Source organism: Yoonia maricola, from assembly GCF_002797915.1.
In the GTDB taxonomy this organism is placed as follows: Bacteria; Pseudomonadota; Alphaproteobacteria; order Rhodobacterales; family Rhodobacteraceae; genus Yoonia; species Yoonia maricola.
In genome coordinates this window covers 426,644-438,442 of sequence record NZ_PGTY01000002.1, presented here as the reverse complement: position 1 = coordinate 438,442, position 11,799 = coordinate 426,644, and the positions used below count along the sequence as shown (strand labels likewise).

The 11,799-nt window shown below is 57.1% G+C and carries 11 protein-coding genes; 1 reads left to right on the top strand and 10 read right to left on the bottom strand.

All coding sequences use genetic code 11. The annotated features are described in order from the left end of the window. Positions 1-5: 5 nt before the first annotated feature. The 5 genes from BC777_RS12395 to BC777_RS12375 all read right to left on the bottom strand — a co-directional run bounded on the left by BC777_RS12395 (position 6) and on the right by BC777_RS12375 (position 4,272). The gene (locus BC777_RS12395) at positions 6-1,277 is read right to left on the bottom strand and encodes an ABC transporter substrate-binding protein (RefSeq protein ID WP_100368489.1); all 1,272 of its coding nucleotides are present in this window, start codon (positions 1,275-1,277) and stop codon (positions 6-8) included. Between the two features lie 23 nt (positions 1,278-1,300). Next, on the bottom strand, positions 1,301-2,230 hold the full coding sequence (locus BC777_RS12390; RefSeq protein ID WP_100368488.1) for a 3-hydroxyacyl-CoA dehydrogenase family protein: 930 nt from the start codon (positions 2,228-2,230) through the stop codon (positions 1,301-1,303). Beyond that, positions 2,227-3,024, bottom strand: coding sequence for an SDR family NAD(P)-dependent oxidoreductase (locus BC777_RS12385; RefSeq protein ID WP_100368487.1), 798 nt, complete (start codon positions 3,022-3,024; stop codon positions 2,227-2,229). The genes BC777_RS12390 and BC777_RS12385 overlap by 4 nt, the downstream gene beginning before the upstream one ends. After that, entirely contained in the window at positions 3,024-3,371 is a 348-nt protein-coding gene (locus BC777_RS12380; protein WP_100368486.1) for a cupin domain-containing protein, read from the bottom strand. Before BC777_RS12380 ends, BC777_RS12385 begins: the two co-directional genes overlap by 1 nt. 61 nt (positions 3,372-3,432) lie before the next feature. Then, positions 3,433-4,272, bottom strand: a complete 840-nt coding sequence (locus BC777_RS12375) for a cyclase family protein (protein ID WP_100368485.1) — start codon at positions 4,270-4,272, stop codon at positions 3,433-3,435. A 140-nt stretch (positions 4,273-4,412) separates the two neighbouring features. On the opposite strand from BC777_RS12375, the gene BC777_RS12370 reads away from it, so the two are divergent. Next, positions 4,413-5,159, top strand: coding sequence for an IclR family transcriptional regulator (locus tag BC777_RS12370; protein ID WP_168769155.1), 747 nt, complete (start codon positions 4,413-4,415; stop codon positions 5,157-5,159). A gap of 8 nt (positions 5,160-5,167) precedes the next feature. On the opposite strand, the gene BC777_RS12365 is transcribed toward BC777_RS12370, so the two are convergent. The 5 genes from BC777_RS12365 to BC777_RS12345 form a co-directional block, all read right to left on the bottom strand. Next, positions 5,168-6,013, bottom strand: coding sequence for an MBL fold metallo-hydrolase (locus BC777_RS12365; protein ID WP_168769154.1), 846 nt, complete (start codon positions 6,011-6,013; stop codon positions 5,168-5,170). Positions 6,014-6,038: 25 nt separating this feature from the next. Continuing rightward, on the bottom strand, positions 6,039-7,511 hold the full coding sequence (locus tag BC777_RS12360; RefSeq protein ID WP_100368483.1) for a peptidoglycan-binding domain-containing protein: 1,473 nt from the start codon (positions 7,509-7,511) through the stop codon (positions 6,039-6,041). Positions 7,512-7,636: 125 nt separating this feature from the next. After that, the gene (gene fdhF, locus BC777_RS12355; RefSeq protein WP_100368482.1) at positions 7,637-10,405 is read right to left on the bottom strand and encodes a formate dehydrogenase subunit alpha; all 2,769 of its coding nucleotides are present in this window, start codon (positions 10,403-10,405) and stop codon (positions 7,637-7,639) included. A gap of 136 nt (positions 10,406-10,541) precedes the next feature. After that, on the bottom strand, positions 10,542-11,411 hold the full coding sequence (locus tag BC777_RS12350) for a PA2778 family cysteine peptidase (RefSeq protein ID WP_245834339.1): 870 nt from the start codon (positions 11,409-11,411) through the stop codon (positions 10,542-10,544). After that, a complete protein-coding gene (locus tag BC777_RS12345; RefSeq protein ID WP_100368841.1) occupies positions 11,369-11,770 on the bottom strand; it encodes a PA2779 family protein in 402 nt (133 codons plus the stop codon). Before BC777_RS12345 ends, BC777_RS12350 begins: the two co-directional genes overlap by 43 nt. Between the last annotated feature and the right edge of the window lie 29 nt (positions 11,771-11,799).

Sequence of the window (11,799 nt, the reverse complement as noted above, 5' to 3'; positions counted from 1 at the left end):
GCCCCTTAGCTCAACAGTTGCAGTTCGCCGCCCACAGGGATGTCAGGTGCCTGCGCGTTTGTGGTGATCACAAGATCAAGGGCATCGCCAGTTTTCTGCCACTGCCCAGCGACCAATGGCGTTTTGCTGACATTCGGAACTGGGCCATTCGCCCAATTCACGTCCCCCACGATGCTCGACATATTCGTGGATTTGATAGCCTCAACAATCGCCATAGGATCATCAAGGTCAGCCGCACGCGAGATCACATCGCCTGCCACCTCAAACAACGCATGTTTAAAGCCGATGGGCTGTGTCCAAGCGCGCCCCGTTGCGGTGGTGTAGCCATCGGCCAATGCCTTTGCGCTATCGCCATTCACGGATGAGCTAAACGGGTGATCCGGGCTCCACCAGATTTCCGAGGTCAAGCCATTTCCGCGGTCCCCAAGACTTGCGACGACAGATGGGAAAAGCAACGCTTTCCCAATCGTGACGACCTTCGGGCTGAACCCCTGTTGTGCAGCCTGTGCCCAGAATGTTGCGAAATCGGGCGGGATCATATTGCCGGTGACGATCTCGCAACCTGCCTCCTTGAAGGCGGCAATGTAGTTCGAAAAATCGTCATTCAGCGGCTGATAGCGACCCGGATCGACCAATGCGTAACCGTTGTCGGCCAGTGGCTGAGGGAAGCCCAGTTCCGGGTCGCCCCACGCATTACCGTCAGCGTCATTTGGGAACAATCCCGCAATCGACTTGGCCGCACCTGACCCGCCCCAAAGATCAAGGAAGTTGGCGATCACGTCCTCTAACCCCCAAAAGAAGTGATATGTAAAATCAAAGCCCGCTTCGGGGTTGCCGTTACGGCCAAAGAAATAAGGCTGCCATGGGCAATCAGTTGTAATGCAGGGCACTTCGTTGATTTCCGCCTGATCGGACACAGGGTTCACCGTGTCGGGTGTAGAGGCCGCAACGATGATATCGACTTCGTCGCCAAGAATAAGATCAGCCGCGACTTCTGCCGCGCGATTGGGGTTGGATTGGCTGTCTTTTGAAATGATCTCGACATTGTAGGACTTGCCGTTGTTCTCAATCCCGCCAGAGAATGCAGCCTGGATACCTTCAATGATAAAGTCATCAGCCTCGGCAAAACCGGCCAAGGGTCCGGTGCGCGGGCTCACGTGGCCTATCCGGATAGTTGGCACCTGTGCGTAAGCGCGGGTTGCCGTCAAAAGTGCCGGTGCCGCGACCGTTGCCGCCATCCCCCCCAGAAGCTGTCTTCTGTTTGTTTTCAATGTCATGTCGTTCTCCTCCCAAAGATTGATTAACCCGGTAGTATCTTTTCCAGTTCTTTCAAATGGTCCGCGACGCGGGCCTTGGTTACCTCCAGATCGCCAAATTTCCAGTCGCGAAAACCCGCCCCCGCGGCCATGCCGCTGCGGCCCGCATCGCGTAGCTTTTGCAGATATGGCGAAGGCTCTGGTGTTGTTTCCAAATCTGCCAGCACCTGCGCGTGGATATCTTGCGTCAGTTCAATCCCGACCAGGTCGGCATTCTCTAGCGGTCCCAGCACCGCCAAGCGCCGTCCGAAGCTGGCCTTTACAACATCATCCACAGCCTCAGCTGTGCAAATGCCGTTTTCCACCAGCGAAATAGCCTCTCGCCAGAGCGCATGCTGTAACCGGTTGCCGATGAAGCCGGGCACATCTTTTTCCACCATCACAGGTGTTTTGCCCGCATCAGACAGCACATCATACATGGCTTGGGCGACTGACGGGTCAGTCCATTCGGTTTTCACCACCTCAACCAAAGGGATCATATGAGGCGGGTTCCACCAATGGGTGCCAAGGGCGCGGTGACGACTGGAAAGCCCCTTCATGATCTTGCTGATCTGAATGACCGACGTATTTGACGCCAAGATCGCATGTTCTGGCGCATGTTCTTCAATTTGCGCAAAAATGGCTTGTTTCAGTTCCAGCTTTTCAGGGGCCGCTTCAAAGACTGCTGTGGCCTCCGATACTGCTGTCGAAAGCGTGTCGCTCGGGTGCACATTGGCCAATGCCGCGGCACGTTTGGTGTCGTCCACGCCCATCAGTGTCAGACTGTCATCGATACGGTCTTTGACACTTGCCAGCACATCTGCGGTCGGGTCGTAGACCCAAACGCTGTATCCTGCCCGCGCCATCGTCAGCGCTATCCCGTGCCCCATAAGACCCGCCCCAATGACCCCAATATTTTGGTTCTTCCGGGTCATCCTGCCGTATATCCCCCATCAGCATAAAGGATGTGTCCCGTATAAAAATCCGACGCCTGCGAGGCGAGGAACAACAGTGGGCCCGCCAGATCTTCCGGTTCACCCAATCGTCCCTTGGGGACCCGCGATAAGAAGCCATCGCGTACCTTCGTCGCCTCTTCGGTGTCTTCAAACATCCACTGTGTCAGCGGAGAGCGAAACACCGTCGGTGCGATGGCATTCACGGTAATCCCGGTTGGACCAAGCTCGCAGCCCAAGGCCTTGGTCATGCCATCAACGGCGGCTTTTGACGCGCAATAGGCCGAATACCCCGCAGGGTGGCCCAACAGACCACGGGCCGAACTGACCAAGACGATCTTGCCACCCGTTCCCTGGGCCTTCATCTGCCCTGCCGCAGCACGCGCGAGCAGCCAGCTTTGGGTGACATTGGCATCCATCACAGAGGTAAAAGTTTCGGGTGCCATGTCGTTCACCAGCGCGACTTTGTTCATGCCCGAAGCCACGACAAGAATATCAAGTGCACCAAAGCTATCAATCGCTGTTTGCACCAGCTCAGCACAGATGCCTTCATCGATCGGACGTGTGTTTACGGTTGTGACCGCAACCCCAACGCCCCGGCATTCGGATGCAATATCATCCAAGGCCTGCTGATTTCCCGCCACCAAAACCAGATTGCAGCCCGCACCAGCCAACACCCGCGCGGCAACCATGCCGAATGCACCGGAGGCGCCTGTAATCAACGCTGTTTTGCCTTTGACGGCAAACATATCAAGTGGGTTTGAAAATGCGGTCATCAGGTGGTCTCCGGCGGATATGGCATGACCACCAACATCTTACAGATATGGTTGGTTTTGTTCTCGATCCGGCGGATCTCTCCGGGCGGAATTGTACAGCTGTCCATGGGGCCAAGCGTTGAGATCTCACCGGCAATCTCGACCGTCATTTCACCTTCAAGAACAACATAAACCTTTTCGAAGGGGGTACTGTCAGGGCCAGCACCGCCGCCGGGCAGGAATTGTGAAAACCCGACCCATTGATTGGTCGGACCGCCATCCTCGAACCCTTGCAGGCGCAAGCCGGTGACCTCCCAATGATTGGGGGCCTCATACTTTGCTGCATCTGCGAAACGTTTAATCAGCATCGATCATCCTCCCAAAAGATCAATGGCACCGCCGGTGATACGCCGGTGCACTGAGGTAGACCTAGAAGCTTTCTCCAGCCTCGATACGGTAGGCTTGCTTTTTGTCGGTGATCGCGACCAGGCGGATGATGCACCCATCACCCCGATCCCAGTTCCATGGGAAGAACGCGAAGGTGACACGCTTGCCTGTCACACTGTCCAGATCACCACCCACGTTCTCGATGCCGAGGATGCCGTTGTTGAACAGAATGTTGTGGACCGGCTCCCACTCAGGAAAGGCCTCTTCCCAACCGATACCGCCGGACCATTCCTTATATTCCGCCTCAAGGTGCGGCAGTAGAGGTCCATTCCGTTGCGGCCCAATCGCTGTCGCCAAGGGGTGATCATTGGCCTGCGTATCGTGACCCACGACCTTGACCCCCTTCTCAACCATCCATTCGGCGGCCGAAGACACCAAACCCGGACAATAAGGGAAGTAATCGCCGTCCTCATAATGTTTGTGCCAGCCAGTGTTGATGATAAGCACGTCATTCTTGCGGATCGCGTGACCACAGGCCTTTTCCAGATCATCAGCCGTGATCTGTTCCCACTTTTTCTTGGGGATACTGACCACGAGGCCAGAACCAAAGAAATGCGGCAGCGGGACTTCATCAATGAACGGGGTACCCTGCACCACGTGCGCGGGCGCGTCGATGTGCGTGGTCACGTGCATCGTATGCGTCAAGGTCTGCGACAGCACACCGGACTTCGCCATATAATGCATCCGCTCAATCTGAACGTCGCGAAAGTACGGCCAGTTCGGGCACTGGTAGCCAAACCGGTGGCTAAGGTTCACAAACTCCAACCCCATGTCGTTGTCGTCGTTGGCCTGAAATTCAATTCCACGGATTGTGATGCTCATTGGTTCCTCCCAGTCGCAAAGCGCGTGTCCCGCAAAATGGTGCATATGTATCGCCATACGGTCAAGTATTGATTTGGAAAATACCCACCCTTAGGCTAAAGCAGAGCGAATACAGGCGACTGCGCAAGCGGAGACAGAAATTGGACGGAAATAAAGTTATTAATAATCAGCGTATTAAGGTCATTTCCCGCGCGACTGACATCTTGCGCGTGTTGGGTCGGGAAACATCGGGGCTCAGCCTTGGGCAGATCGCCAATCAGGTCGAGCTGCCCCGTTCTACGGTACAACGGATCGTTGCAGCTCTCGCACTGGAGGGGTTTATTTCGATAGAAAAGGGCAACGCAGGAATCAGGCTCGGCCCGGAAATCCAAAGCCTGGCCCAAGCAAGTGCAGCCGCTATCCGCGACCGTTTGCGGCCTTTGATGAAGCAAATCTCAGAGTTGACGGGAGAGACAGTGGACCTCGCCGTACTTGAAGGCCACCGGATGCGATTTATCGATCAGATCGTCGGGAGCCAGCGGTTGCGCACTGTTTCAAGCATCGGGGAAACGTTCCCTCTTACAACGACGGCCAATGGCAAGGCAGCTCTGGCCTGTTTGGACCCGGTGGAGGCCGACAAGCTGATCATCGCAGAGTTCGAGGAAAGACCGGCCCTCGCGCCACGCTTGCCCGATTTTTTTGCCGAAATTGAAGCAATCCGGTCTGGCGCACTCGCACGCGATATCAACGAGCATACCGAAGGTGTTAGTGCCTTGGGTTTTGCGATCAGTGAGCCGGGCAGCGATGTCTATGCTATTTCGATCCCAGTTCCCTCTTCACGGTTCGAACGCAAGGCAGCGGAGTTAGCAACGTCACTCGAAGCGTTCCGCGCAGGTTACATGTCCTGACGCCCGCGCTACTCTTCCCAACGAAACGCGTCTTTCTCTGCCTTCACGTGACCGATCGAAGGCAAAGCAAAATGGCTTCCCAGGACCGTACAATTGCTTTCCGCACACTGCTCCAACAAATCCCTGCGCGATGTTACCGCCATCTCGGCATCCACATCATACAGAAAATGCCAGTCAGGGTGCCAACATTGCGCGGACGAATGCAACGCATCTCCGGTAATGATCGCTTGCCGGTCACCACTTTTCACCAATACAGACACATGGCCCGGCGTGTGCCCCGGTGTGGGGATCAGCGTCACGTGATCCCCCAAGCAATGTCCGGCCTGCACCAGTTCGGCCTGTCCTGCTTCAATCACCGGCAGCACGCTTTCAATATAGGCATGGCTATGCCGCGCGCGCTGTACCGCTTCGTCATCCGCAGGCATTAGGTAACGCGCATTCGGAAATGTGGGCACCCAACGCCCATCCTCAAGCTGCGTGTTCCATCCAATGTGATCTATGTGCAGATGGGTGCAAAGGACGTAATCCACCTCTGCCGGGCCGATGCCGGCGGCTGTCAACGCCGCCATAAACCGCCCGTCAGAGCGTTGATGCCAGTCAGGGTCATTGGGGTTTGTCTTATGATTGCCGACACAGCTGTCGACGAGAATGTTATGCGAAGGGGTTTTCAGCAAAAAGCCCTGTATCGGCAGGATCAAACGGCCGGATACCGCATCGATGCTGCCCGGAGCAAGGCTTTCGATGACGGCACTGACGTCCGATCCCGCAGTCGGAAACAGGTCTTCGGGCGGCATAAAAGGGGCATGGATTTCGAGGATGCGCCACACCTCAACCTCGCCGATTTTGCAGAGCATTGTTTTTAGTCCGTCCCCTATTCCATTACCGGCCAAACGTATCTGACAAGAGCCGGGCAAGCGTTGCTTGATCCAGATATCCCGTCGCCGTCAGCCCCCCCTGCCGCTGATACCGTCCTATTGCACGGCGCGTGTCGCTATCAAACCGCCCATCGATTTGTCCGGGGTTGTGCCCGAGTTGCTGTAGACGGTTCTCAATCAACCGCCGCAGGACAGGGTTGATATTCAGCGCTTGCTCCGCCGCGCGGGCGTCATCGATGGTGTCTTCCTGCTCAACCGGAAGGCTAGCGCGCGCCTGATCGGCAAAGATGCCGCTTGGGTAGCGTTCAAGATACGCGCGGTACCCTGCAACTGTCCCCCGCGCACCGGTTTCTTCCCAGTAATCGCGGTCCAATGCAAGGGCCTCTTCGCGAGCGCGCTCTTCTTCAGCTTCGATCTCGGCTGTGCGCCGACTTGCCTGAGCATCAATGCGGTTGATCTGCTCTGCCGTCAGAAACGAGGTCTGGGCAAACCCATTGCTTTGTTGCCAGTTGCGGATCGCCCCACGGGTGCCAGGACCAAAAATGCCGTCCACACCGCGCGTGTCAAACTCCAGCACGGTCAGATTACGCTGAACCGTCCGGCGTTGATTGCGCGTGAGGTTCAGCCCGTCTTCCTCAATTTCGGCAAGCCGCACAGGATCGCGCTCAATCACATCCAACCTACGCCGCGCGTCTGTGATGAAGGGGCTGGCGGGGTAATCAAAGATAAAATCCCGATACGCATCTGCCGTGTCCCGTTCTTGCGCGAGGGTCCATGCCCGCAATGTCGGTTCAATGCTTGGCAGACCTGCGGCGGGTGCGGCAGCATCGGCGGACTGCATAATCAAGCTTTGGGGCACATAGCCTACTGCTGTCAGGCGGCGGTTGTTGCGTACAAAGGCCATCACATCACCATCCGGCTGGATCACGGCATCCTGTACCACATCATCGGTCTGATTTGGCGCACCATAAAGCACGGTCACCCCCTGCGGCACAGCAAGCGTGCCCACCCCTTCGCGCAAATACGGCCCGATCGCATCATCGGCATCCTCATCATATCCCAAAATCAGGATCGCCTGCCCCGGTACGCGCGCCATCACCTGCATAATCATCTCAACTGACACCGCATCGTCCAGACCAAAGGGGGAGGGACGATCCGCATCCGCTGCCAAAAACCAGCTGCGCGTCCCGTCAGTCACAAACCTGCCCGAGAGCCCGACAATCAAACGGTTCGCATCTGTCGCATCGACGGCAAAGCGATTCAGCAAGCGGTCCATGTCGTCGGCTGCACCATTGGACAGTGTGCTGACATCATAGCCCGCACCGCGCAAGGCATCGGCTGGGTTTAGCACATCAAGGGCATTGCCCACGCGCCGAAACTCCTCATAGCGTGACACGCCCATCAGAAGGGCTGCATCCTGAGCAAAAGCCGGGACAGCGAGGCAAGCAAGGGCGGCGATAAGGGGCAATTTACGCATGATGCGTCTCCTTTGGTTATTCATGCGAACAGCCATGAAAGAGGCCGTACGCACCAAAGACGCTAGGCCAGTGCGCCGCTGCTATTCAATAGCGCGGCACAAAGCGACCGAAGATGCGCGGTTTGCTACTCTGCCGCGACCGAGTTTGCGGCTTTTTCCACCTTCACCGCTGAGAACTTGAATTCGGGGATTTTGCCGTAGGGATCAACGGCCGGGTTGGTCAGAATGTTCGCCGCTGCTTCGACATAGGCGAAGGGAACGAAGACCATATCAGGTGCCACCGCCCGATCCTCGCGTGCCATGATCGTGATGCTGCCACGACGCGTGGAAAGCGTGACCAAACCGCCCGGCTCCACACCCAGCTTGCGCAGGGTCGAGGGGTGTAGCGAGCAGTTGGCCTCAGGTTCCACCGCGTCAAGCACCTTGGACCGCCGCGTCATGGAGCCGGTGTGCCAATGCTCTAACTGCCGCCCGGTGATCAGGATCATCGGATAGTCGGCATCCGGCGTCTCATCCGGCGCGATCACGCTGGCAGGCGTAAACTTCGCCCGCCCGTTTTCGCGCGGGAAGCCATCGCCGAAGACGATGGGTTGGCCGGGATCTTCGGGTGAAAGCGACGGGTAGGTTACAGCATTCTGCGTTTCCAGACGCTCCCAAGTGATGTTCGACAGCGACCTCATCGACAGCGCCATTTCGGCAAAGATTTGGGAGGGGTGTGTATAGGTCCAATTCAGCCCCAGCCGCTTGGCAAGCTCTGTCGTGATCCACCAGTCTTCCTTGGCCTCACCCGGAGGCGGCACCGCAGGGCGGCCCATTTGAACCTGCCGGTTCGTATTCGTCACCGTGCCGGATTTTTCGGCGAATGCCGAAGCAGGCAAAATCACATCGGCATAGTTGGCCGTTTCCGTGATAAAGATGTCCTGCACAACAAGGTGGTCGAGTTTCGCCAGCGCATCGCGTGCATGTTCGACATCAGGGTCCGACATGGCCGGGTTTTCACCAAGGATATACATCCCATGGATATCGCCCGCATGCACCGCATCGAGGATTTCGGTCACCGTGAGTCCCTTGTTGGGATCAATCGACCCCTCTTGCCAAATCTCTTGGAAAGCAGAACGGACACCATCGTCGCCCACCGGCTGATAATCAGGCAGGAACATAGGGATCAGCCCCGCATCCGATGCACCCTGCACGTTGTTTTGGCCGCGTAGCGGATGCAGCCCAGCACCCGGACGGCCCACTTGACCGGTCATCAGCGCAAGACTGATCAGGCAGCGCGAATTGTCGGTGCCGTGGATGTGCTGGCTGACACCCATGCCCCAGAAAATCATCGCGGCCTTGGCACCCGCAAAGGTACGTGCCACATCGCGCAGGGTCTCAGCATCGATCCCACAGATGCCTTCCATCTTTTCGGGCGTGAAATCTGCAAGATGCGCTTTCTCCGCCTCCCAGTTTTCGGTGTAGGCTTCGATATATTGCCGGTCGTAAAGCTCTTCTTCGACAATCGTATGCATAATCGCGTTCAGCATCGACACATCGGCACCGGGCCGGAACTGCAGCATATGCGACGCGAACCGCTTGAGCGCCTGACCGCGCGGGTCCATCACGATCAGCTTGCCACCACGCTTGGTGAATTGCTTGAAATAGGTCGCGGCGACGGGGTGGTTTTCGATGGGGTTAGCGCCGATTACGATGGCGACGTCCGCATTTTCAATCTCATTGAAGGTCGCGGTAACAGCACCGGAACCGACGTTTTCCATCAATGCAGCAACCGAGGATGCGTGACAAAGCCGTGTGCAATGGTCGACGTTATTGTGACCGAACCCTTGGCGGATCAGCTTCTGGAACAGATACGCTTCTTCGTTGGTGCATTTAGCGGAACCGAAGCCTGCGACGCCAGTACCGCCTATCTCCTTCATACCATTTGCTGCGACATCCAGCGCCTCCTCCCACGTCGCTTCGCGGAAATGCGTTTGCCAGTTCGCCGGATCGACGTTGAGGCCCTTCGCAGGTGCATCTTCACGGCGGATCAGTGGCTTGGTCAGGCGGTGATCATGGTGGATATAGTCAAACCCGAAACGGCCTTTGACACAAAGCCGCCCTTCGTTGGCCGGGCCGTTGATCCCCTCAACGAATTTGACCTTGTTGTCCTTGATCTTCAGCGACACCTGACAACCGACACCACAGAACGGGCAGACGCTTTCGACCTCGCGGTCGTAATCCTTGGTATCACCCATTTGGTTTTCATCGGTAACCGTGGCAGGCAAAAGCGCCCCGGTGGGGCAAGCCTGCACGCATTCGCCGCAGGCTACACAAGAGGACGCCCCCATTGGATCGTCCATGTCGAACACCGGATAAGCCGTGCCGCCACGCCCTGCCATGCCGATGACGTCGTTCACCTGAACTTCGCGGCAGGCGCGCACGCAAAGACCGCATTGGATGCAGGCATCAAGGTTGACAGACATCGCAACGTGACTGTCATCAAGCAGCGGTACATGATCCGGCTCTTTCTGTGGGAAACGGCTGTCGCTCAGATCTTGGCTCTCGGCCATGTCCCAAAGGTGGGATGACTTATCATGTGCCACCTCTTGCGCCGGTTGGTCTGCGACCAGTAGTTCCATCACCATGCGGCGGGCCTGCTTTTCGCGGGGCTGATCAGTGGTCACAACCATCCCTTCGGATGGCTCTCGGATACAGCTGGCCGCCAGTGTTCGCTCACCTTCAATCGCCACCATACAGGCACGGCAATTTCCGTCAGACCGATAACTGGGTGCCGGTTTGTGGCACAGATGCGGGATCACGAGGCCACGCCCGTTGGCGACCTCCCAAATCGTCTCACCCGGTGCGGCAGTGACGGTTTCGCCGTCAAGCGTGAATGAAATGCGGTCTGACATCGGGATTCTCCGGGCTGATCTGACCAAGACTACACCATTTGCACCACTTTGCCGAAAGGCCATGGGCGACCGCCAGCGGCGCATTTGCGCCATGCGTAATTTCCGATGGGTTACGGACGTTTCGGTTGCGAGGCAATCAGCCTGCCAATTCGCTTTCAACAAAAGCCAGATTGGCGCGGATCTCTGGAATGGTCGGATCAAGCGCACGGGCGCGCCTAAGCGCTGTTCGCGCACCGCGCAGATCACCCATGGCATAGCGCGCGTTGCCCAAGCCAAACTGCCACAGCCAATTTTCGGGCCACTTTACAGCGCCGGTTTCATAAAGTGTTTCTGCGGCTTGAAACTGTTCCACCCGCTCAAGCGCCGCAGCTGCGGACAGCACATCCGCCTCTGACGTGCTGACCGGAAGCTCATCTGGTGGCAAAACCACCAATGCCCAATAATCGCCTCGCCGCCATGTCCGTTCAAAGACGGCAAAGGCCATCACCATTTGGTTCAACTGGCCCGAGTTGAGGTAGACTTCATCCTTTTCGAAATCATATCCCGTCACAACGCCATAGTGCCAAACCGGCAGCACCCCCAACCCAAGGTTCTGAAAGACGATGACCGGATGCCCTGCGGTGACCTCTGCCAACAGCTGATCAAAGTTATTGATCTCGACCGCCAGTTGACCCAACCGGCGGCTGCTCCCGATCATATCGGCCAGATAGGTACCGCCCGCACCAGGGCTGAAGGCCAAAGCGGCAACGTCTTTTTGGGTGATTTCGGACCCAGCCCATTGCATGACCATGGCAATGGACGCTGGGCCGCAAAAAAAGTCTTCTTGCCGGATCAGCGGCACATCGGCGACACTCGCCCGCGTCGGTGCGTCGATGGTCAGCCGTGCGTCAGGATCAAACGGCTGCGCACATGCCGCAAGCCAGCAAAGCGCCAGCAGGCAGGCAAGCCGCCTTGCGAATGGCCTTAGCGCACGCACCGTGTAAAGTTGAACACCCGCGTCAAGCAAAGCAGATCAGTGACAAGCAGGATCACGAAGATCGTAAACATCGTGCCAACGATATCCGCACCTGCGCTGTCATTCTCCATCTGTGTCAGCATGGTTGCGATTTCCGCATCAGACAGTGCAGCCAAACGGGCCTCTGCCTCGGCGGGGTCTATACCAAGGGCCACGATTTCAGCCTGTACATCATCGCGCTGGATCTGATCCATCAGCGCGTTGCGGTTCGCCAAAGCTGTGTATTTGTTGATCGCCTGATCGGTGCCCAACATTTCGGCCTGCGCCATCGTAACGGCCTGTGTGGCCAGAACTAATTGCGCCGACAGCACAATCGCGACGCCTTTTTTGCTGAGATTTAGAAAACGCATATCGTTCTTCCCGAATTGGCGGCAGATAT